We start from the raw sequence: 21,626 nt of genomic DNA, 5'->3' as shown, positions 1-21,626 counted from the left end.
ACGGCTCAGCCGAGACCGTTCTTGATCGCGGCGATCAGCTCACCGTTCGAGGTGTCGCCGCTGAGCTCCCAGAAGAAGGCGCCCGCCAAGCCCTCGTCCTGGGCGTAGGCCATCTTCCCGCCGATGGTGGACGGCGTGTCGTAGCTCCACCACTGGCTGCCGCACTTGGCGTAGGCGGTGCCGGCGACGGTGCCGGTCGCGGGACATCTGCCCTTGAGGACCTTGTAGTCCTCGATGCCGGCCTCGTAGGTGCCGGGTGCGGCGCCCGTCGCGGTCCCGCCCGGCTCGGACTGGGTGACGCCCGTCCAGCCGCGGCCATAGAAGCCGATGCCCAGCAGCAGCTTGCCCGCCGGGATGCCCTTCGACTTCAGCTTGGCGATGGTGTCGGCGGAGTTGAAGCCCTGCTGCGGGATACCCGGGTAGGACGTCAGCGGCGAGTGCGGTGCCGTCGGTCCCTGGGCGGCCCAGGCGCCGAAGTAGTCATAGGTCATGGGCATGTACCAGTCGACGTACCGGGCGGCGCCGGCGTAGTCGGTCGCGTCCATCTTTCCGCCTGGACTGGCGTCGGCGGTGATCGCGGCCGTCACGAGGTTGTTCGAGCCGAACTTGGAGCGCAGCGCCGACAGCAGGTTCTCCAGCGCCTGCGGGCCACTGGTGTCGCAGGTGAGGCCGCAGGCGTTCGGGTATTCCCAGTCGATGTCGATGCCGTCGAACACGTCCGCCCAGTGCGGGTCCTCGACCAGGTTGTAGCAGGACTCGGCGAACGCGGCCGGGTTCTGCGCGGCCTGGCCGAAGCCGCCGGACCACGTCCAGCCGCCGAACGACCAGATCACCTTCAGGTCCGGGTGCAGCTTCTTCAGCTTGCGGAGCTGGTTGAAGTTGCCGCGCAGCGGCTGGTCCCAGGTGTCGGCGACGCCGTCGACGCTCTGGTCGGCGGTGTAGGCCTTGTCGGTGGCGGCGTAGGCGTCGCCGATGGTGCACTTGCCGCCCTGGACGTTGCCGAACGCGTAGTTGATGTGGGTGAGCTTGTCGGCGGAGCCGCTCGTCTCGATGTTCTTGACGTGGTAGTTGCGCTGGTAGACGCCCCACTCGGCGAAGTATCCGATGACCTTCCCGCCGCCGTTCCCGGGGCCGCCGCCGTCCTCGTCGGTGGTGACCGAGACGGGGGCGGACGCGGGGGAGCTGTTCCCGGCGGCGTCGCGGGCCTTGACGGTGAAGCTGTAGCCGGTGCCGGCCGACAGCCCGCCGACGGTGGCGGTGGTGCCGGTCACCGAGGCGGCCTTCGTGGCGCCCCGGTAGACGTCGTAGCCGGTGACGCCGACGTTGTCGGTCGACGCGTTCCACGCCAGCGAGACGCTCGTGGCGGTCGCGCCGGTGGACCGCAGACCTGACGGGGCGGCGGGAGCCTCGCTGTCGTCGCCGGGTCCGCCGGAGCCGTCGCAGGCAGCGCCGTTGACCGTGCAGCCGGTGAACCAGCCGGGCCCGGTCCCGTTGAACCCGAAGCCGGCCGTGGCGCCCGCGGCGAGAGTCCCGTTCCAGCCGGCGTTGGTGAACGTGTAGTGGTCGCCGGAGACGCTCTTCGTCGCGTCCCACACCGAGGTCACGGCCGTCCCGGACGGCATGTCGGCCTCGATGGTCCAGCCGTTCAGGGACGCGTCCGTCCCGTTGGTGATCGTGCACGTGCCGCCGAAGCCCGTGCCCCAGTCCTGGGTCTTGGTACAGGTGGCGGTGACCGTCCCGGCCGACGACGCGGGTGGCGCCGTGAGCAGGGCGGTGGCCACCGCCAGTGATGTCGCGCCGGCGAGCGCCATGGCCCGCCGTCCGCCCGGTCCTGACATGATTCTCCGTTCGATCGGCCCCCGAGCAAACAGGAATCCCCGCGCAATTCTTAGGAAAGTTTCCTAAGAATTGGCCAGATGGTAACCGGGTGGAACGGCGCGTTCAAGGGGTTCGGGACGGCCCGTGATCGAGGGAAACGGTGGTCTAAGCGGCTGCCTGGGCACATACGGGCGGACGTTCCGGAAAGAATCTTCAGGGCGTCCCGAACCAGCCGGGGAAGTCCAGCCGCCACAGGTCGGCGGGCGTGACCTGCCGGAGGTCGTGCTCCATCGCGCGGACGCGGCCGGCGCCCAGCCGCCGCACCCAGTCGTCCCGGATCCGGTCGAAGATCCGCGCGGACCGGTCCAGGGAGTCCGTGCCCCGCGCCGTCAGCCGGACGATCTTGCGCCGGGCGTCGGACGGGTCGGCGGTGCGCTCGACATAGCCGATCCGCTCCAGCGACTCGATCATCTTGCCCGCGGCCTGCTTGGACACCCCGAGCCGGCGGCCGAGCTCCACCGCCGTCGTGCCGTCCGGGCCGATCGCCTGGAACACGAAGCCGTGCAGCGGGCGCATGTCGGGATGTCCCTGGGCGGCCAGTTCGGTGTGCAGCTCATCGATGATCACCCGGAAGGCGAGGAAGAGCCGCAGCGGCAGCTCGAACCCCGGGGCGTCGCCGTCACTTGACATAGAAGACAACCTCATTGACTATATGGACAACCACATTGTCTAATCTAGGGGATCGGGACTCATGACGCTCATCCACGACGCCGAAAGCCGTCGCACCGACACGCCCAACGGCACCATGACCACGTTCGCGACGCCCACCCAGGGCGGCACGCGGGGCCTCGCCGTCTGGCGCGTCGACATGGCGCCCGGCAGGACCGGCCCGCTGCACGCCTTCGACACCGAGCAGGTCTGGACGTTCCTGGAAGGCACCGCCACCATCGACCTGGACGGGCGCAAGCTGGAGGCGGGCCCCGGCGACACCGTCGTCCTGCCCGCCGACACGCCGCGCCAGATGACCTCGCCGCCCGACGCCGGGTTCACCGCCGTCGTCGCCGCCCACGCGGGCTGCCTCGCCTACGACCCGGACGAGGTCGTCGACGACTCCAAATGCGAGATCGCACCCCAGGGCGACGAGCGGATCGTCCCGCCCTGGGCGCGGTGACCCGGCGGGCCCTGGCCGCTGGGGCAAGCCGTCAGGCGCCCAGGTAGGCGAGGACGGCGAGGACCCGCCGGTTGTCGTCCTCGGACTGCGGCAGCCCGAGCTTGCCGAAGATGCCGTTGGTGTGCTTGCTGACCGCCTTCTCGGTGACGAACAGCTTCCCGGCGATCGCCGCGTTCGAGCGGCCCTCGGCCATCAGCCCGAGCACCTCGCGCTCGCGGGGGGTCAGCTGCTGCAGCGGCTCCTCGCGGGCGTGCCGGGTCAGCAGCTGCGCCACGACGTCCGGGTCCAGGGCGGTGCCGCCGCCCGCGACCCGGCGCACCGCCTCCACGAAGACCTTGACGTCCGACACCCGGTCCTTCAGCAGGTAGCCGATGCCGCCCGTGCTGTCGGACAGCAGCTCCCGCGCGTACAACTGCTCCACGTGCTGCGACAGCACCAGCACCGGCAGCCCGGGGAGCTCCCGGCGCGCCTCCAGCGCCGCCCTCAGGCCCTCGTCGGTGAACGTCGGCGGGAGCCGCACGTCCACGACCGCCACGTCCGGACGGTGCGTGGTGAGCGCCCGCAGCAGCGACGGGCCGTTGTCGACGGCCTCGACGACCTCGAACCCGAACGCCCCGAGAAGGCGGATCAGCCCGTCTCTGAGGAGGGCGAGATCTTCGGCGATGACAACGCGCACGGCAGCTCCATGGTCACGACGGTCGGCCCGCCGGGCGGGCTCGTCACGGCCATCGTCCCATCGAAGGCCGCGAGCCGGCGCTCGATGCCGCGCATGCCGGAGCCCCGCGCCGGATCGGCGCCGCCCGTCCCGTCGTCCCCGATGATCGTGAGCAGCCGGCCGTCCGAATGCTCGATCTGGAGCCACGCCCGCCGCGCGCCCGAATGCTTGACCACGTTGGCGAGCATCTCCGCGACCGCGAAGTACGCCGCCGACTCGACGGGGGCGTCCGGACGCCCCCGCAGGTCGATCCGGACGTCCACGGGCAGCGGCAGGGTCAGCGCCAGCGCCCGGACGGCACCGTCCAGACCGCGCTCGGCCAGGACCGGCGGATGGATGCCGCGGACCAGGTCGCGCAGCTCGGTGAGGGCCGTCCCGCTGGCGGCGCGGGCCTCGGCCAGCAGCTGCTGCGCGGTCTCCGGATCGTGCTTCATCATCTCTTCGGCGAGCCCGATGTTCATGCTCAGCGCGACCAGCCGGGCCTGCGCGCCGTCATGCAGGTCCCGCTCGATGCGGCGCAGCTCGGCGGCGGACGCGTCCACCGTCTCCGAACGCGTCTCGGTGAGCCGCTGGACGCGCTCGGTCAGCGCGCCCCGCGTCGGTGCGAGCAGCGCCCGGCCGAACAGCGCGTGCGCCTTCAGGAACACCGGCCCCAGCGGGACGGACGCCGCCACCATCCCGGCCCCGAGGACGATCGGGCCGGCGAAGCCGAGCAGCCCGTAGTCGTCCAGCGTCCAGAACGGGCCCCAGCCGAAGTTCCCGAACAACGCGATCCACGGCGCGACGAACACGCCCTCCAGCCCGTACACCGCCAGACCGCCCGCCAGGACCCCGAGGACGAGCGCGACCGGGATGTTCACGAACGTCCACAGGAGGTCGCGCCACGACGCCGGGTCCGCCAGCAGCCACCGCAGCCGCGCGAACGGGCCGAGCACGCCCGGCGGTTCCGGCCGGTACGGGACGGCGATCCGCACGCCCGACCATTCGGCCGCCCAGGCCCGCTGCCGGTCGGCGATCGTGCGGATCGCCTGGAACGCGACGGGTGTCAGCACGACTCCCACGCCCAGCGGGATGAACACCAGCGACAACACCGCGAGGATGAACAGCGGCAGGTTCACGGTGAACGCCAGCACGATCTGGACGACCCCGCGGATGAAGCTCGTGAGGACACGCCGCGCATACTCTGCGAGTAGCTCGACGACGTGCTGGCGTTCACTCACCTGGTCCTCCGTGGGCGTTCCATCCGGTAGATCCCGACTCCCTCATTGTGGTCTGCCCCGGTCCAGGGCTCGGTGGTGCTAGGCCCACTTTCGCGGGCGGATGCAGGGGGCTTAGACCTACCCTGCCCCCAGCGCACCCACGTGCTCGGCGGTCATCGAGCGGAAACAAGACAACGCGGTAACAAGACAACGCGGTGACAAGACAACGAGGCCCGTTCCCTGGACAATGCACGCTGACATCCAGGGGAGAAAGCGAATCCAAGCTGTGACAGCGACCACCAGCCAGACGTCCACCGGCCAGCAGGGCACCGAGCCCGCGGTCCGGCCCATCACCCAGCGCATCGCCGAGGAGATCGGCGTCGGCGAGGGACAGGTGCGGGTCGCGGTGGACCTGCTCGACGGCGGGGCGACCGTCCCGTTCATCGCCCGCTACCGCAAGGAGGCGACCGGCACCCTCGACGACGCGCAGCTGCGCGCGCTGGAGGAGCGGCTGCGCTACCTGCGCGAGCTGGACGAGCGCCGCGCCGCGATCCTGGATTCGATCGAGTCGCAGGGCAAGCTCGACGACGCGCTCAAAGCCCAGATCACGGCGGCCGACTCCAAGGCGCGGCTGGAGGACATCTACCTCCCGTACAAGCCGAAGCGGCGCACCAAGGCGCAGATCGCCCGTGAGGCCGGCCTCGAACCGCTCGCCGGCCTGCTGCTGGACGACCCGTCCCACGATCCGCAGGCCGCCGCCGGCGACTACGTGGACGCGGACAAGGGCATCGCCGACGCGGCCGCCGCGCTGGAGGGCGCGCGGGCCATCCTCGTCGAGCGTTTCGCGGAGGACGCCGACCTCATCGGCGCCCTCCGCGAACGCATGTGGAACCGGGGCCGGGTGGTCTCACGGGTCCGGGACGGCAAGCAGGAGGCGGGCGCGAAGTTCTCCGACTACTTCGAGTTCGCCGAGCCGTTCACGAGGCTGCCCTCGCACCGCGTCCTCGCACTGTTCCGCGGCGAGAAGGAAGAGGTCCTCGACCTCGACCTGGAGCCCGAGGAGGCCCCCCAGGAAGGCGCCCGCAGCTCCTACGAGGTGGAGATCGCGCGCCGGTTCCAGATCACCGACCAGGGCCGTCCGGCCGACAAGTGGCTGTCGGACGCCGTCCGCTGGGCGTGGCGCACCCGCATCCTCGTCCACCTCGGCATCGACATGCGCACCCGGCTCCGGCAGGAGGCGGAGGACGAGGCGGTCCGCGTGTTCGCCGCGAACCTGCGCGACCTGCTTCTCGCCGCGCCCGCCGGGACCCGCTCGACGATGGGCCTGGACCCCGGCCTGCGCACCGGCGTCAAGGTCGCCGTCGTCGACTCCACGGGCAAGGTCGTCGCCACCGACACGATCTATCCCCACGAACCGCGCCGGAAGTGGGACGAGTCGATCGAGACGCTCGCCCGCCTCGCCCGCGAGCACAAGGTCGACCTCGTCTCCATCGGCAACGGAACCGCGTCCCGGGAGACCGACAAGCTCGCCGCCGACCTCATCGCCCGGTACCCCGACCTCAAGCTCACCAAGATCATGGTGTCGGAGGCCGGCGCGTCGGTGTACTCGGCCTCCGAATACGCCGGCCGCGAACTGCCCGGCATGGACGTGTCGCTGCGCGGCGCCGTCTCCATCGCCCGCCGGCTCCAGGACCCGCTCGCCGAACTGGTCAAGATCGACCCGAAGTCGATCGGCGTCGGCCAGTACCAGCACGACATCTCCGAGGTGAAGCTGTCCCGGTCGCTCGACGCCGTCGTCGAGGACTGCGTGAACGCCGTCGGCGTCGACGTCAACACCGCGTCCGCGCCGCTGCTCACCCGCGTGTCGGGCATCGGCGACGGGCTCGCGGAGAACATCGTCGCCCACCGCGACGCCAACGGCCCGTTCCGGACCCGCGGCGGGCTGAAGGACGTCCCGCGGCTCGGCCCGAAGGCGTTCGAGCAGTGCGCGGGCTTCCTGCGCATCCCCGGCGGGGACGACCCGCTCGACGCCTCCAGCGTGCACCCGGAGTCGTACCCGGTCGTCCGCCGGATCCTGGACGCGGCGGGCAACGACATCAAGGCGCTCGTCGGCAACAGCGCCGCGCTGCGCTCGCTGAAGCCCGCGGACTTCGTCGACGGCACGTTCGGGTTGCCGACCGTCACCGACATCTTCGCCGAACTGGAGAAGCCCGGCCGCGACCCGCGCCCGGCGTTCAAGACCGCCACGTTCAAGGAGGGCGTCGACAAGCTCGGAGACCTCGAGCCCGGCATGATCCTGGAGGGCGTCGTCACCAACGTCGCCGCGTTCGGCGCGTTCGTGGACGTCGGCGTCCACCAGGACGGGCTCGTCCACATCTCCGCGATGTCCGACAAGTTCGTGTCCGATCCGCGCGATGTCGCCAAGCCCGGCGACATCGTCCGCGTCAAGGTCCTGGACGTCGACCTGCAGCGCAAGCGCATCTCGCTCACGCTACGGCTGGACGACGAGCCCGGTGGTGACGGGCCCGGTGGTGACAGGCAAGGCGGCGACCGGCAGGGTCGTGACCGGCAGGGCGGCGGCGGACGCGGCGAGCAGCGCGACCGAGGCGGCCGCCAGAACCGCGGCGGCGGACGCGGCGGGCAAGGCGGTGGCCCACGCGGCGGGCAAGGCGGTGGCCAACGCGGCGGGCAAGGCGGTGGGCAGGGCGGTGGGCAGGGCGGCCAGCGCGGAGGTCAGGGCGGTGGACGCGGCGGGCAAGGCGGAGGCGGACGAGGCGGCCAGGGAGGCGGCGACGCCTCCGGCGGCGGTGCCATGGCCGACGCCCTCCGCCGCGCAGGGCTGGACAAGGGTCTCCCCGCCAAGGACCGCAAGAACCGTTGAGCTGCGGCGTGTCGCCCTCATCGGCCCACGAAAGGGCGACACGCCGCAAGCGAACGTCGGACGGGCGGGACCGGGGGCGCCGCCGGTCAGTTGCCGAAGCCGCGCCAGCGTCCGTCGGTACCCGTCTCCGTGGGGCTCTCCGGGCGGACGGGACGACGCGGCGGCCGCGGCTCCGCTCCCGGCGGCCGGTCGTAGGGGCCCTGGCCGAGCGGGTCCTGCGCGTACGGCGAACGCTGCGGCGGTGCCGACAGGAGCGGCGTCCCGTCCTCGGCCCGCTCCCTGAGGTGGGGGAACGGCTGGTCGGCATGTCCGGGGAACGGCTGGTCGGCATGGCGGAGCTGCGGCCCCCCGAGTGCCGGCCCGCCCTGCACGAAACCGCCGAACGGGTCGTGCGCGGAGGACAGGTCCTCCCGGGAGTCGCGGGGCTCACCTTCGACGGGCCTGTGCCGGGGGAACTGCAGGACGGCGATCGCGCCCAGCGTCAGCGCGCCCAGCCGCATCGCGGAGTAGGCCCCGTCCTGCGGCCAGGCCTCCTCGTACATGAACGTGCCCATCGCCAGCAGGTACGTCTTGGCGCTGACCGTCATCACGGTGGCCACGATCGACACCCGGCAGCGCTGGAACGCCATGACCATGATCCCGAACCCGATGGCCGCCGCGATCACCGTCAGATACGGCCACGGCGTCAGCGCGATCCGCAGGCTGGTGGCGTCCGCGTGGTCGCTCCACCCCTTGATCGCCAGCTCGGCGGTGCCGACCGGGAAGCCCGAGCCGAGCCCGTAGGCGATCCCGGTGACCGGGCGGGCGTGCCGGCCGTCCGGCCGGTAGTCGCCGAGCACCAGGATCAGCAGCGGCACGAGCACCGCCGGGGCGACCGCCACCGCGATCTTCCACAGCGGCGCGTCCGCCGAGCCGATCGGCTCGTCCCCGCTGAGCGACGCGGTGAGCAGCAGGATCGCCGCGCCGATCAGCACCACGCTCAGCCACTCGCGCGCGGTGAGCCGCTCTCCGAAGAACACCAGCGCGATCAGCAGCAGCGGGACCATGCCGGACATGAAGATCGGCACGGCGGTCGACAACGGCAGCATGCTCAGCGCGAGGATCTGCAGGCCGAGCCCGCCGAGCACGATCGTGAGAGCAATCAGGAAGATCCAGTTGGTGACGATCGTCCAGATCATGTGCATGATGCGGTTGCCCCGGAGAGGGGCCATCCGGTCCGCGGCCAATTTGAAGACGGCGAACCCGAGGTAGTAGAGCCCGGTGGCACTGAAGGCCGCAGCTATCCCGTTCATCCCGGACGAGTATGGGCCTTCCGATGCGTTATGTCACTGCCCGTGCGGGAACGTTGACGCGGGTTCGCCTGTCTTGCGGGCGTCCGATGTCCGCACACGGCTCCGCTACCCCATAGACTTGGCCGCGCGAAGGCGCGGAGCCGTATTCGGCGTGCCCGCGCCGCTGAGAGACTGACCGGCTGAGTGACGACGCAGACGGACCGGGTACCGGGCCCGTAGGCGTGCAGTCCGAGGACTCGCAGGCAACAAGCTCGCAGGCAGGAAGAAGTACGCGTCGAACGCCGCGGCCGAGACAGCGCCCGATCAAGGAGACCTACCCCAGTGAAGACCGATGTCGAGGAGCTGACCCCCACGAGGGTCAAGCTCACCGTCGAGGTTCCGTTCGACGAGCTCAAGCCGAACCTCGACAAGGCGTACAAGGAGATCTCGCAGCAGGTGCGGATCAAGGGCTTCCGGCCCGGCAAGGTCCCCGCCCCGCTGATCGACAAGTACGTCGGCCGGGGTGCGGTTCTGCAGGAGGCGGTCAACGACGCGCTTCCCGAGCTGTACGGCCGCGCCGTCGAGGAGTCCGAGATCTTCGTGCTCGGGCAGCCCGACGTCGAGGTGACCGAGCTGGAGGACGGCACCCAGTTCGCGTTCACCGCCGAGGTCGACATCCGGCCGAAGTTCGAGGTGCCCGACTACGACGGCCTCGAGGTCGTGGTGGACGACGCCGAGGTCACCGACGAGCAGGTCGACGAGACGATCGACAACCTGCGCGAGCGGTTCGCGTCCCTCACCAACGCCGAGCGGGCCGTCGAGGAGGGCGACTTCGCCACCGTCGACCTGGTCGCGAAGATCGACGGCGAGGAGATCGAGGACGCCTCGACCAGCGGCTACTCCTACGAGGTCGGCAGCAAGTCGGCCATCGAGGGCCTGGACGAGGCGCTCATCGGCCTGGCCGCCGGCGAGGACAAGACGTTCACGGGCACCCTGACCGGCGGTGAGCACGCCGGCGAGGAGGCCGAGATCACCGCCACCGTGCAGGGCGTCAAGGTGAAGAACCTGCCCGACCTGGACGACGAGTTCGCCCAGCTCGCCAGCGAGTTCGACACCATCGGCGAGCTCCGCGACGACGTCCGGACGCGGCTCGGCCGGCAGGTGAAGATGCAGCAGCTGTCCGAGGCGCGCGACAAGGCCCTCGAGGCGCTGCTGGAGAAGGTCGAGATCCCGCTTCCCGACAAGGTCGTGGAGGAGGAGATCGACCGCCGCAACCAGCAGCTGGAGCAGCAGCTGCAGATGGCGGGCATGACCAAGGACGACTACCTCTCCGGCGAGGAGAAGACCGCGGAGGAGTTCGACACCGAGGTCGCCGACGCCGCCCGGCTCGCGGTCAAGGGCGGGTTCGTGCTCGACCAGCTCGCCGTCCAGGAGGAGCTGACCGTCGAGAACGAGGAGCTCAGCGAGTACGTCGTCACCCAGGCGATGCAGATGGGCGTGCAGCCGCAGCAGCTCGCCGAGTACCTCACCCAGAACAACCAGCTTCCGGCGATCGTCTCCGAGGTGCTGCGCAGCAAGGCGCTGAACCTCGTCGTCGAGCACGTCGCCGTCAAGGACGAGTCCGGCAACGAGATCGACGTCGAGGCCGTGCAGCGGGAGCTGAACGGCGAGACGGGCGAGACCGTCCAGGCCGAGGACGCCGAGACGGCCGAGGACGCCCAGACGGCCGAGGACGCCGAGACCGTCGAGGACGCCGGGGAGGCGCCCGCGCAGACGGCTGAGGACGCTGCTGAGGAGGCTCCGGCCGCTGAGGCGAAGGACGCGCAGGACAAGGACTCCTAGCACCTCCTGGACGTTCTCTGAGCATCGGGCACGCCCCGCATCCGGTCACCGGGTGCGGGGCGTCCGCTTTGAGTGCGGAGAACCGGGGTGCGGGGCGGAGCGAAACGGGTGTGGGAGGCGTCCCCGGGGGGATGCCGCCTTCATGAAGATCGCCGGGAGTGTCGGGAGGCGTCCGGCGCCGCGCGGGTACGCCCCTGGCGAAAAGGCGGCCCCCCGGGCTTAAGCGGGCCCGTGCGCGCGTTAATGTCCAAACATCCGAACCGATTAAAAAGGACCGGAGGAACACCGGTGAGCATGCCTCCGACTTTCGACGAGTCGTCGCGGATCCAGGCGCGGGTCGCCGAGGCGCCCCTGTCGCCTCTGGGCGACCAGCTGTTCCAGCGGCTGCTGCGCGAGCGGATCGTCTTTCTCGGCCAGCAGGTCGACGACGATATCGCCAACCGCATCTGCGCCGAGCTCCTGCTGCTGTCGGCCGAGGACGGCCGGCGCGACATCACGCTCTACATCAACTCGCCCGGTGGTTCCGTCACCGCCGGCATGGCGATCTACGACATCATGAAGTACGTCCCGAACGACATCGTCACGGTGGGCATGGGCCTGGCCGCCTCGATGGGCCAGTTCCTGCTGTGCGCCGGGACGACGGGTAAGCGCTACGCCCTGCCGCACGCGCGCATCATGATGCACCAGCCGTCCGGCGGCATCGGCGGCACGGCCTCCGACATCAAGATCCAGGCAGAGCAGATGCTCTACGTCAAGAAGACGCTCGCCGAGAAGATCGCCGAACACACCGGCCAGTCGCTCGAGCAGATCGAGCGCGACTCCGACCGCGACCGCTGGTTCACCGCCGACGAGGCCAAGGACTACGGGCTGGTGGACCACGTGGTGCTCAGTGCCACCCAGGTGCCCTCCGAGGGCACCGTCTCCTGACGACCTGTTCACTTATCGGAGGCACACAGTGAGCGATCTCAACCGACCCGGCTTCAGCGATCTGGTCCGGCCCGGCGTCCAGGCGGGCGGCTCCCCGGCTCCGGCGCAGAGCCGCTACATCATTCCGTCGTTCGTCGAGCGCACCACGTACGGGGTCAAGGAGATGAACCCGTACAACAAGCTGTTCGAGGAGCGGATCATCTTCCTCGGCGTGCAGATCGACGACGCGTCCGCGAACGACGTGATGGCCCAGCTGATCACGCTGGAGTCGATCGACCCCGACCGCGACATCAGCATCTACATCAACTCGCCCGGCGGCTCGTTCACCGCCATGACGGCGATCTACGACACGATGCAGTTCGTCAAGCCCGACATCCAGACCGTCTGCATCGGCCAGGCCGCCTCGGCCGCCGCGGTGCTGCTCGCGGCCGGGACGCCGGGCAAGCGGGCCGCGCTGCCCAACTCGCGGATCCTGATCCACCAGCCCGCGACCGAGGGCACCTACGGCCAGTCCAGCGACATTGAGATCCAGGCGCGCGAGATCATGCGGATCCGCGAGCTGCTGGAGAGCATCCTTGCCGAGCACAGCGGCAGGAGCATGGACGAGGTCCGCAAGGACATCGAACGCGACAAGATCCTCACGGCGGACGAGGCGAAGGACTACGGTCTCATCGACGACGTCTTCGCCAGCAGGAAGCGCAAGGCCGAGGTAGTGTCGTCCTGAGACGACACGAGGACACGGAGATCCCCGAGCCCGGCCGCCACACTTCCGGGCGAGGGGCTTTCCAAGTCCGTTGGAGGCGGTAACGTCGAGTCCAACGTCGAGAGCCTTCGGGACGCAACCGAGCTGCGCCGCATCCTCCAAGGCGGGCGGCCCCACGAAAAGGAGACAGTTGGGTGGCACGCATCGGCGACGGTGGTGATCTGCTGAAATGCTCGTTCTGCGGTAAGAGCCAGAAGCAGGTCAAAAAGCTCATCGCGGGTCCGGGCGTGTACATCTGCGACGAGTGCATCGATCTCTGCAACGAGATCATCGAGGAGGAGCTCTCCGAGACCTCCGACCTCAAGTGGGACAGCCTGCCCAAGCCGCGGGAGATCTACGAGTTCCTGGACTCCTACGTCATCGGGCAGGACACGGCGAAGAAGGCGCTGTCCGTCGCCGTCTACAACCACTACAAGCGGATCCAGTCGGGCGACACCGGCAGGGACGAACCGGTCGAGATCGGCAAGTCCAACATCCTGCTGCTGGGCCCCACCGGATCGGGCAAGACGCTCCTCGCGCAGACGCTCGCCAAGCTCCTCAACGTCCCGTTCGCCATCGCGGACGCCACGGCGTTGACGGAGGCCGGATATGTGGGGGAGGACGTCGAGAACATCCTCCTCAAGCTGATCCAGGCGGCCGACTATGACGTCAAGAAGGCCGAGACCGGGATCATCTACATCGACGAGGTCGACAAGGTCGCCCGCAAGAGCGAGAACCCCTCGATCACGCGGGACGTCTCGGGCGAGGGCGTCCAGCAGGCCCTGCTGAAGATCCTGGAGGGCACCACCGCGAGCGTCCCGCCGCAGGGCGGCCGCAAGCACCCGCACCAGGAGTTCATCCAGATCGACACCACCAACGTGCTGTTCATCTGCGGCGGCGCGTTCGCCGGCCTGGAGAAGATCGTCGAGTCCCGGGTCGGCAAGCAGGGCATGGGCTTCGGTGCACAGATCCGCTCCAAGTCCGACTTCGAGGAGTCGTCGGCGGTGTTCGGCGAGGTGATGCCCGAGGACCTGCTGAAGTTCGGGTTGATCCCGGAGTTCATCGGCCGGCTCCCGGTGATCACCTCGGTGCACAACCTCGACCGCGAGGCCCTGATCAACATCCTCACCGAGCCGAAGAACGCGCTGGTGCGCCAGTACCACCGCCTCTTCGAACTCGACGGCGTCGACCTCGAGTTCACCGACGACGCGCTGGAGGCGATCGCCGACCAGGCGATCCTGCGCGGTACCGGCGCGCGCGGCCTGCGCGCCATCATGGAGGAAGTGCTCCTGTCGGTGATGTACGAGGTGCCGAGCCGGCAGGACGTCGCCCGCGTCGTCATCACCCGCGAGGCGGTCCTGGAGCACGTCAACCCGACGCTCGTCCCCCGCGACCGCCCCAAGCGTGAGCCGCGGGAGAAGAGCGCCTGAACAGAGCACCCGAACGCCCCCGGCCGCGGGGGCGTTCGCGTGTTCCACGCCACGCCACGCGTCCACGCGTCACGCGTCCGCGGGGCGGCGAATACTTGGTGAAGCGGCCTCAGCCATGCACGCAAGCGCGGCGGGCCGTCACCGCGGTCAACGCGCGGATTCGCCGAGACCGGCCTCGCGCGCGACGACGATGGCCTGCGCGCGGTCCGCGACGTGCAGCTTCATGAAGATGTTCGAGACGTGGTTGCGGACGGTCTTGGGGCTGAGGAACAGCGTCCCGGCGATCTCGGTGTTGCTGCGGCCCTGCGCGATCAGTTCGAGGACCTCCCGTTCCCGCTCGGTCAGCTCCGGGAACGCGGCCTGACGCGGGTCGGGCATGTCGGTGAAGTAGGTCAGCACGCGGCGGGCGATCTCGGGCCCGTAGATGGCCTCGCCCGCCGCGACGGCCCGCACGGCGCGGGCGATCTCCTCGGCGCCCGACTCCTTCAGCAGGTAGCCGCGGGCGCCGGCGCGCATCGCCGCGAAGACCGAGTCGTCGTCGCGGAACATCGTCAGCACCAGCACGCCGATGCGCGGGCTGGTCCGGGTGATCGTCCGGGTGGCCTCGATGCCGTTGCCGCCCGGCATGTGCAGGTCCATCACGACGACGTCGGGCTGCAGTTCGGCGGAGAGCCGCACCGCCGCCGGCCCGTTCTCGGCCTCGCCGACGACCTCCACGCCCAGCGCCTGCAGCAGCCCCTTCAGGCCCTGCCTGAACACCGGGTGGTCGTCGGTGATGAGAACCCGGATGTTCTCCGTCATCTGCGTCCGCCTCTTCCGGTCGAAGGACGATCGTACCCGGCGGCGGTCTCCGCGGCGGCGAGCGGAAGCCGGACCGAGACGACGGTCCCGCCGCCGCTCCGGGACGTGATCGAGCAGCTGCCGCCGAGCTCCGCCGCCCATTCCTTCATCGCGGCCATGCCGCGGCGCGACCTCGGCTGGCCGCCGTTGCGGGCCAGGTCGGGCAGGCCCGGCCCGGTGTCGGCGACCACGAGCCGCAAGTCGGTGTCGCGGGACAGCCGGACCGTCGCGGTGCTGCCGGGGGCGTGCAGCCGGACGTTCGTCAGCGCCTCCTGGACGATCCGGTACGCCGCCACCTCCACCGCCGCCGGCAGTTCCAGATGCTCGCCGTCGAACCGCACGTCCACCCGTTCGCAGCAGCCTCCGGCGAACGACTCGATGGCGGCGACGAGCCCGAGGTCGTCCAGGGCGGGCGGGCGCAGCCCGTGCGCGAGGTCGCGGATCTCCCCGACGGCCGTCGCCAGCCGGTCCCGGACGTCGGACAGCAGCGGCTCCATCCGCTCCGGCTCTCCGGCCAGCGTGATGCGCGCCGCGTCCAGCGACATCGCGAGGCTGGCCAGTGTCGGCCCGAGCCCGTCGTGCAGGTCGTGCCGCAGCCGCCGCCGCTCCTCCTCCCGGCTGGCGAGGATCCGCTCCCGGGAGCGCTGCAGGTCGGCGGTGAGGCTGCGGAGGTGAGGGATGGTCGCGGCACGTGCCGCCACGGCCCCCGCGGTGAACGCGCCGGCAAGCACGGCGGCGCGTGCCAGGACCGCTCGCATCCCGTCCCTCTCCTTTCGCCCCGCCGTCGCGGGTGTTCACCGTCACCCTTTCCGGCGGGGCGACCCGGTGTCAGGTGACCTGTGTCCCGACCGCGGCGGGAAAACGCTCTCTGGGTGAGGCGCGTGGAAGGGGGCGTCCGGCGCCTCTCCGCACCGGTCAGTCCTCCACGTCCGCGCGCACGGCGCGCATCACGCGCTGGAGCCCGGAGACCTTGTACTCCCGTGGCTCGTTGCTCTTGGTGTAGTTGCCGGCCGGGACCACCAGTGCGAACGTCGTCCTGGTCGCCCACCCGCAGACCGAGGAGTACGCGTAGGTGCTCTTCGCCGCCGCGGTCACGCGCCCGCAGAACCCCGTTCCGTCCCCGCCCGGGTCGTCGATCTCCCAGAGCCTGGTGGTGACGCGGACGCTGGGCGTGCTGAGCGCGTGGCGCAGGTGGAAGTCCAGCTGGCTGATGACGTTGTCCCGGTCGTAGGAGCCGCTGAACCCGATGAACAGGAACGCCAGGTCGCCGTCCCGGTAGACGCCGTCCGCCCAGTCGGAGCCCGAGGGGCGCGTGGTGCTGCGGATCGCCCCGCGCAGGGTGTCGGCGAGGTCGTCCGCCCCCTTGTCATACCTGTTGTCGAGGGTCATTCCACCCGCCGTCCGCGGAGTGGAGAGTTCGTGGCTCGTGCCCGCGAGATAGACGGCGAACCCGCCGACGGCGAGCACCAGCACCAGCACGAACGCGCCGGCCAGCAGCCCGATCACGCAGCCGGGGCCGCGCTTGCGCCGCGGGGCGCCCGGCGGCCTGCCGGGCATGACCGGTCCCGCCCCGCCGTACGGCGGTGGTCCGGGCGGGCCGGGCGGTGGTCCGAACGGTCCCTGGGGTCCGGGCCCACCGGGCGGATGGGCGGGCGGGGGGTTCCAGCCACTCATGAGACTCCTCGTCCTGATGCCGTGAACGGACGGGTGGGAGCGTTCCCACCCACGATCGATTATGGGACGCGGGAGTGGCCCGGGGCGTTCTACCTTTCCGGTCCCCGTAGAATCGTCAGCCGTGACACAGCCCAGCACTGAGCGCGGCCAGGGGGCCGCCGCGGACGTCGACCTGCCCACCCAGTACCGACCGGCGGATGTTGAGGGCCGGCTCTACGAGCGGTGGGTATCGGAGGGGCTGTTCACCGCGGACCCGGGGCGCGCCCCGGACCGGCCCCCGTTCTCGATCGTGATCCCGCCGCCGAACGTCACCGGCTCCCTGCACATGGGGCACGCGCTCGACCACTCGATCCAGGACGCCCTCGTCCGGTGGCACCGGATGCGCGGCCACGAGACCCTGTGGCTCCCCGGCATGGACCACGCGGGCATCGCCACCCAGAACGTCGTGGAGCGCGAGCTGGCCAAGGAGGGCGTGTCGCGGCACGACCTCGGGCGCGAGGCGTTCATCGAGCGGGTGTGGGAGTGGAAGGCGGAGTCCGGCGGCCGGATCCTCGGCCAGATGCGCCGGCTCGGCGACGGCGTCGACTGGACGCGCGAGGCGTTCACGATGGACGCCGCACGCGCCGAATCCGTCCGGACGATCTTCAAGCGGCTGTTCGACGACGGGCTGATCTACCGCGCCGAGCGCATCATCAACTGGTGCCCGCGCTGCCTGACGGCCCTGTCCGACATCGAGGTCGAGCACGAGAACGTCGATGGGGAGCTGGTGTCGATCCGGTACGGCTCCGGCGAGGACGAGATCGTCGTCGCGACCACGCGGGCGGAGACGATGCTCGGCGACACCGCCGTCGCCGTCCACCCGGGGGACGCCCGGTACGCGCACCTCATCGGCCGGGAGATCGAGCTTCCGCTGACCGGCCGCCGCATCCCGGTCGTCGCCGACGAGCACGTCGATCCCGAGTTCGGGACGGGCGCGGTGAAGGTGACCCCGGCGCACGACCCCAACGACTTCGAGATCGGCCGGCGGCACTCCCTGCCGTCGCTGTCGGTCATGGACGAGCGCGGCGTCGTCACCGCGTCCGGCCCGTTCGAGGGCCTCGACCGGTTCGAGGCGCGCCCGGCGGTCGTGGCGGCGTTGCGCGAGGAGGGCCGGATCGTCAAGGAGGTCCGCCCCTACGAGCACTCGGTCGGGCACTGCCAGCGCTGTGCCACGGTCGTCGAGCCGCGTGTGTCGCTGCAGTGGTTCGTGAAGGTCGAGTCGCTGGCGCGCGCCGCCGGCGACGCCGTCCGCGACGGCCGCGTCACGATCCACCCGCCGGAGATGGCGGCCCGCTACTTCGAGTGGGTCGACAACATGCACGACTGGTGCATCAGCCGGCAGCTGTGGTGGGGGCACCGCATCCCCGTCTGGTACGGGCCGGACGGGGAGGTCGTCTGCCCGGGGCCCGGCGAGGAGCCGCCCGCCGGCTGGACGCAGGACACCGACGTCCTCGACACGTGGTTCTCCTCGGCGCTGTGGCCGTTCTCCACGCTGGGCTGGCCCGACGAGACCGCCGATCTGAAGCGGTTCTACCCGACGTCGGTGCTGGTGACCGGCTACGACATCCTGTTCTTCTGGGTCGCCCGGATGATGATGTTCGGCCTGTACGCGATGGACGGCGTCCAGCCGTTCGACACGATCGCCCTGCACGGGATGGTCCGCGACCAGTACGGCAAGAAGATGTCCAAGTCGTTCGGGAACGTCATCGACCCGCTCGACTGGATCGACGCGTACGGCGCCGACGCGACCCGCTTCACGCTGCTGCGCGGCGCGAACCCGGGCGGCGACGTCCCGGTGGCGGAGCAGTGGGCGCAGGGTTCGCGCAACTTCTGCAACAAGCTGTGGAACGCGACGCGGTTCGCGCTCATCAACGGCGCGCACGTCCGCGGTGACATGCCCGCCGAGGTGTCCACCGTGGACGCCTGGATCCTGTCGCGGCTCCAGTCCGTCATCGCCGAGGTGAACGGCTACCTGGAGGGCTACGACTTCGCGAAGGCGTGCGAGACGCTGTACCACTTCGCCTGGGACGAGGTCTGCGACTGGTACGTGGAGCTGGCGAAGGTCCAGCTGGCCGACGAGCGGGCCGAAGGCACGCGCCGCGTCCTGGGCGAGGTCCTCGACAAGCTCCTGCGGCTGCTGCACCCGGTGATCCCGTTCGTCACCGAAGAGCTGTGGACGTCCCTGACCGGGGCCGGCACCGTCGTCACCGCTCCGTGGCCGTCCGCCGATCCCGCCCGCGGCGACCGGGAGGCCGAGACCGTCATCGAGTCGCTGCAGCGCCTCGTCACGGAGGTCCGCCGGTTCCGCGCCGACCAGGGCCTCAAACCGGGCCAGAAGGTCGCCGCGACGCTGGAGTGGGGCGCCTCGCCGCTGTCCGCGCACGAGGAGGGCGTCCGCGCGCTGCTGCGCCTGACCGAGCCGGGCGCCGGCTTCTCCGCCACCGCGTCCCTGCCGGCCGAGGGCGTCACCGTCCGGCTCGACACCGCCGGGGCCATCGATGTGGCCGCGGAGCGCAAGCGGCTGGAGAAGGACCTGGCCGCCGCCCGCAAGGAGGTCGATCAGGCGACCCGCAAGCTCGGCAACGAGGCGTTCATGGCGAAGGCGCCCGAGCCCGTCGTCGCCAAGAACCGGGAGCGTCTCGCGCAGGCCGAGGCCGACATCAGCCGGCTGGAGTCGCAGCTGACCGCCCTTCCGGCGGGCTGACAGGGGAGCTGACCCGGCGAACGGTCGGCGTGCGCCGCCCGTCGCGGCTACGATCCGTGGGTGTGCCCCCGAGGCTTGCCGGCAGCCGAACGATCAGGAGCGCAATGGCCGAATCACCCCCTCGGTCCGACACGCAGGACTCCGCGTCCGGCGATGACCTGAACGCGCCTCAGGTCGTCGAGGACGGGGGCCCGCCCTGGCGGGCCGGCGCCGAGCCGGCACCCTGGGGCGGTTCACGTCCGTGGTGGTCGGCCGACTCCGGCGACGGGACGGGCCCGCATGCGATGGCGGGCCCGGCGAACGGGTCGGGTGCGCATCCGATCCCCGGCGGGACGGGCCCGCACGGCGTCCTGCGGGACGGCACCGGCCCGCAGGTCGTGATCTCGGACGGTACCGGCGGCCACCCCCTCGTGGCGGGCGGGTCCGGCGCGCATCCGGTGGTCCCCGGCGGCACCGGCCCGCTCCCGATGGCTCCGGGCCATGCGCCGCCGGGCGCGCCGGCTCCGGCCAGGAGACGGCGGCTTCCCAGGTTCCTGCTGGTCACCGGCGCCGCCACGGTCGCGGCCGGCGTGCTGATGGTGGGCGTGCTGGCGTTCGGGATGGAGGGCGCCGGCACCGCCGGCGGCGAGAAGGACGCCCGCACCATCGGCGTCCCGGCGTCCGGCAAGGTGATCGTCGCGGGGGCGATGGCCGGCGGGCTGCGCAAGGACGCCCTGACCGCACCCCAGGCGAGCGCCGCGTACCCGTTCGTCGCGGGAGCGGTCGAGGCGGCGGGGATCCCCGTCGTGAAGGGCGGCCAGGCCGTCTACACCGAGGAGCCCGCCGGGCCGGTCGACGTCCTGTTCATGGGCGGGACGGGCCCGGTCGGCGATCCCGAGGCCTTCCTGCAGAAGGTGCAGCCCACCACGTTCATCGCCGGGCAGGACGCCGACCCCGGCCGCAAGGGCGGGAAGGCCGCGTGCGGGACGTTCGCCGTCCTCGCCGACACCCACACGTTCTGCGCGTGGGCGACGCGGGACTCCTTCGGGGTCGTCGCCTCCAACCGTCCCGCGCTGAGCCCGCAGTTCCCGCTGATGGCCGACGTCATGCGCCGGATCAGGAACGACGTCGAGAAGCCGCGGTGAGGAACAGCCGCTCGGTGTCGGCGTCCACCACGCCGAGGACGAGCCCGGTGAAGTAGCCGGTGCCGAGGACGGCCACGCGGTGCCCGAGGGTGGCCAGGGATTCGGGTGTGATGGCGCCGGGGCCGACGACGTCCCAGCCGGACGGCAGCGGACGGGTGAAGCGCAGGTGCGGCAGCGGCAGCCGGACGAACGTCACGGGCAGCCCGCCGAGCTCGGCGGCGGCCCCGTCCAGGTCCTTGTGGTCGGGGAGGCAGACGACGGCGTGGTCGATCGTCCCCCAGGCGCGCCGCGCGGCCGCGAGGGCGGCGGCGACGCCCGTCCGGTCGATGGCGGAGTCGACGAGCAGCCGGGTCGCCGACCCGGGCACGTCGTGCCACGAGAGCCGCCCCGGCAGGACGACCGAGGACAGCACGTCCCTGAGCGGCCCGGCCGGGGGCTCGCTCACCCCCGGGAGCCGCCGGGCCGCGGCGACTCCCACTTCGGCGTTGCCGCGGCCCAGTCCGGCGGGCAGCAGGTCCGCCGGGAGCCCGCTGCCGCCTGACTCCACCCGTTCCACCGCCCCGAGCACCGCGGCGACCTCGGGGGACTGCGGCGCCGACACGACGACCGTGTCCGGGCCGGCGACGCCGCGCTTCTCTTCGGCGATCTCCGCCGGGGTGTCTCCGAGGACGCCGGCGTGCTCGCGGAAGACCGGTGTGATCGCGGCGACGGCCGGCGGGAAGAGGGCGACCTCGTCCGACCGCCCGCCCATCCCCGCCTCCAGGACGATCGCGTCCGCGCCGGCGCGCCGCGCGTGCAGGACGCCCGCGAGGGTGAAGAGCCCGGCCGGCGACAGATAGCCGTCCGAGGGCGGCGGGAGCGTGCTGATCGCCTCGTCGAGCGCGTCCGCGAGAGAGGCCAGTTCCGCTTCGGTGACGGCGCGGCCGTCCACCCTGATCCGGTCGCGGTCGGTGCGCAGGCCGGGACTCGTGACGGTGCACACGCGAAGGCCGGCGGCCGCGAGGAAGGCCGAGGCGTAGAGCGCCGCGGTCCCCTTCCCCTTGGATCCCACGACGGTCAGGACGGGCGGGGCCGGCGCGAGGACGTCCAGGGCGCTCGCCAGGGCACGGGCCCGTCCGACGTCGCGGGTCTCGCCCGGGGTGCGACGTTCCCATTCGCGGAAGAACACGTCCATATCTCCAGTGTGGGCCCGGACGGGACCACCGGCACCGCCGAGTAGGCTCTGTGACCGTGAGCCAGCCATCCGAGC

General features: G+C 71.2%; 17 protein-coding genes. 8 read left to right on the top strand and 9 right to left on the bottom strand.

The genetic code is table 11. The annotated features are described in order from the left end of the window. Positions 1–5: 5 nt before the first annotated feature. Positions 6–1,838, bottom strand: coding sequence for a glycosyl hydrolase family 18 protein (locus ACGFK0_RS17990; protein WP_392906059.1), 1,833 nt, complete (start codon positions 1,836–1,838; stop codon positions 6–8). 193 nt (positions 1,839–2,031) lie between these two features. Beyond that, positions 2,032–2,508, bottom strand: a complete 477-nt coding sequence (locus ACGFK0_RS17985; RefSeq protein ID WP_392906058.1) for a MarR family winged helix-turn-helix transcriptional regulator — start codon at positions 2,506–2,508, stop codon at positions 2,032–2,034. A 61-nt stretch (positions 2,509–2,569) separates the two neighbouring features. Between ACGFK0_RS17985 and ACGFK0_RS17980 the strand changes: the two genes are divergently transcribed. Beyond that, positions 2,570–2,989 carry a cupin domain-containing protein gene (locus ACGFK0_RS17980; RefSeq protein WP_392906056.1) on the top strand — a complete coding sequence of 140 codons (420 nt, stop codon included), beginning with the start codon at positions 2,570–2,572 and terminating at the stop codon, positions 2,987–2,989. Between the two features lie 31 nt (positions 2,990–3,020). Here ACGFK0_RS17980 and ACGFK0_RS17975 read toward each other — a convergent pair whose 3' ends face one another. Together ACGFK0_RS17975 and ACGFK0_RS17970 are read right to left on the bottom strand one after the other, a co-directional pair. After that, entirely contained in the window at positions 3,021–3,665 is a 645-nt protein-coding gene (locus ACGFK0_RS17975; RefSeq protein WP_392906054.1) for a LuxR C-terminal-related transcriptional regulator, read from the bottom strand. After that, on the bottom strand, positions 3,617–4,924 hold the full coding sequence (locus ACGFK0_RS17970) for a sensor histidine kinase (protein WP_392906053.1): 1,308 nt from the start codon (positions 4,922–4,924) through the stop codon (positions 3,617–3,619). The genes ACGFK0_RS17975 and ACGFK0_RS17970 overlap by 49 nt, the downstream gene beginning before the upstream one ends. Positions 4,925–5,189: 265 nt before the next feature. On the opposite strand from ACGFK0_RS17970, the gene ACGFK0_RS17965 reads away from it, so the two are divergent. Then, positions 5,190–7,784 carry a Tex family protein gene (locus ACGFK0_RS17965; protein WP_392906052.1) on the top strand — a complete coding sequence of 865 codons (2,595 nt, stop codon included), beginning with the start codon at positions 5,190–5,192 and terminating at the stop codon, positions 7,782–7,784. 86 nt (positions 7,785–7,870) lie between these two features. Here ACGFK0_RS17965 and ACGFK0_RS17960 read toward each other — a convergent pair whose 3' ends face one another. After that, entirely contained in the window at positions 7,871–9,076 is a 1,206-nt protein-coding gene (locus ACGFK0_RS17960) for a hypothetical protein (protein WP_392906050.1), read from the bottom strand. Positions 9,077–9,397: 321 nt separating this feature from the next. Between ACGFK0_RS17960 and tig the strand changes: the two genes are divergently transcribed. The 4 genes from tig (at position 9,398) to clpX (ending at position 13,996) form a co-directional block, all read left to right on the top strand. After that, positions 9,398–10,897, top strand: a complete 1,500-nt coding sequence (tig, locus tag ACGFK0_RS17955) for a trigger factor (RefSeq protein ID WP_392906049.1) — start codon at positions 9,398–9,400, stop codon at positions 10,895–10,897. 294 nt (positions 10,898–11,191) lie between these two features. Beyond that, positions 11,192–11,824, top strand: coding sequence for a ClpP family protease (locus tag ACGFK0_RS17950; RefSeq protein WP_239067243.1), 633 nt, complete (start codon positions 11,192–11,194; stop codon positions 11,822–11,824). A 61-nt stretch (positions 11,825–11,885) separates the two neighbouring features. Beyond that, on the top strand, positions 11,886–12,548 hold the full coding sequence (locus ACGFK0_RS17945) for an ATP-dependent Clp protease proteolytic subunit (protein ID WP_392906507.1): 663 nt from the start codon (positions 11,886–11,888) through the stop codon (positions 12,546–12,548). 173 nt (positions 12,549–12,721) lie between these two features. Then, positions 12,722–13,996, top strand: coding sequence for an ATP-dependent Clp protease ATP-binding subunit ClpX (gene clpX, locus ACGFK0_RS17940; RefSeq protein WP_392906047.1), 1,275 nt, complete (start codon positions 12,722–12,724; stop codon positions 13,994–13,996). Positions 13,997–14,143: 147 nt separating this feature from the next. Here clpX and ACGFK0_RS17935 read toward each other — a convergent pair whose 3' ends face one another. From ACGFK0_RS17935 to ACGFK0_RS17925, 3 genes are all read right to left on the bottom strand, one after another. Further along, positions 14,144–14,797 carry a response regulator gene (locus ACGFK0_RS17935; RefSeq protein ID WP_392906046.1) on the bottom strand — a complete coding sequence of 218 codons (654 nt, stop codon included), beginning with the start codon at positions 14,795–14,797 and terminating at the stop codon, positions 14,144–14,146. After that, on the bottom strand, positions 14,794–15,594 hold the full coding sequence (locus ACGFK0_RS17930; protein WP_392906045.1) for a sensor histidine kinase: 801 nt from the start codon (positions 15,592–15,594) through the stop codon (positions 14,794–14,796). The genes ACGFK0_RS17935 and ACGFK0_RS17930 overlap by 4 nt, the downstream gene beginning before the upstream one ends. A 157-nt stretch (positions 15,595–15,751) precedes the next feature. Then, positions 15,752–16,393: a hypothetical protein gene (locus tag ACGFK0_RS17925; RefSeq protein WP_392906044.1), complete on the bottom strand. Its 642-nt coding sequence runs from the start codon at positions 16,391–16,393 to the stop codon at positions 15,752–15,754. Positions 16,394–16,571: 178 nt separating this feature from the next. Between ACGFK0_RS17925 and ACGFK0_RS17920 the strand changes: the two genes are divergently transcribed. Then, the gene (locus tag ACGFK0_RS17920; RefSeq protein ID WP_392906043.1) at positions 16,572–19,253 is read left to right on the top strand and encodes a valine--tRNA ligase; all 2,682 of its coding nucleotides are present in this window, start codon (positions 16,572–16,574) and stop codon (positions 19,251–19,253) included. 104 nt (positions 19,254–19,357) lie between these two features. Continuing rightward, entirely contained in the window at positions 19,358–20,377 is a 1,020-nt protein-coding gene (locus tag ACGFK0_RS17915) for a hypothetical protein (protein WP_392906042.1), read from the top strand. Here ACGFK0_RS17915 and ACGFK0_RS17910 read toward each other — a convergent pair. Further along, positions 20,349–21,551, bottom strand: a complete 1,203-nt coding sequence (locus ACGFK0_RS17910) for a hypothetical protein (protein WP_392906041.1) — start codon at positions 21,549–21,551, stop codon at positions 20,349–20,351. The genes ACGFK0_RS17915 and ACGFK0_RS17910 overlap by 29 nt on opposite strands. Positions 21,552–21,626: the final 75 nt, after the last annotated feature.

This window comes from Spirillospora sp. NPDC048823, from assembly GCF_043198445.1.
Taxonomy (GTDB): Bacteria; Actinomycetota; Actinomycetes; order Streptosporangiales; family Streptosporangiaceae; genus Spirillospora.
Note: the sequence above shows the minus strand (reverse complement) of the source record. Positions and strands in the feature narration are given on the sequence as shown.

Coding starts and splice junctions, on each gene's coding strand:
- ACGFK0_RS17990 (WP_392906059.1), bottom strand. CDS start 1,838: ATGTCAGGACCGGGCGGACGGCGGGCCATGGCGCTCGCCGGCGCGACA.
- ACGFK0_RS17985 (WP_392906058.1), bottom strand. CDS start 2,508: ATGTCAAGTGACGGCGACGCCCCGGGGTTCGAGCTGCCGCTGCGGCTC.
- ACGFK0_RS17980 (WP_392906056.1), top strand. CDS start 2,570: ATGACGCTCATCCACGACGCCGAAAGCCGTCGCACCGACACGCCCAAC.
- ACGFK0_RS17960 (WP_392906050.1), bottom strand. CDS start 9,076: ATGAACGGGATAGCTGCGGCCTTCAGTGCCACCGGGCTCTACTACCTC.
- ACGFK0_RS17950 (WP_239067243.1), top strand. CDS start 11,192: ATGCCTCCGACTTTCGACGAGTCGTCGCGGATCCAGGCGCGGGTCGCC.
- ACGFK0_RS17935 (WP_392906046.1), bottom strand. CDS start 14,797: ATGACGGAGAACATCCGGGTTCTCATCACCGACGACCACCCGGTGTTC.
- ACGFK0_RS17930 (WP_392906045.1), bottom strand. CDS start 15,594: ATGCGAGCGGTCCTGGCACGCGCCGCCGTGCTTGCCGGCGCGTTCACC.
- ACGFK0_RS17925 (WP_392906044.1), bottom strand. CDS start 16,393: ATGCCCGGCAGGCCGCCGGGCGCCCCGCGGCGCAAGCGCGGCCCCGGC.
- ACGFK0_RS17920 (WP_392906043.1), top strand. CDS start 16,572: ATGGGACGCGGGAGTGGCCCGGGGCGTTCTACCTTTCCGGTCCCCGTA.
- ACGFK0_RS17915 (WP_392906042.1), top strand. CDS start 19,358: ATGGCCGAATCACCCCCTCGGTCCGACACGCAGGACTCCGCGTCCGGC.
- ACGFK0_RS17910 (WP_392906041.1), bottom strand. CDS start 21,551: ATGGACGTGTTCTTCCGCGAATGGGAACGTCGCACCCCGGGCGAGACC.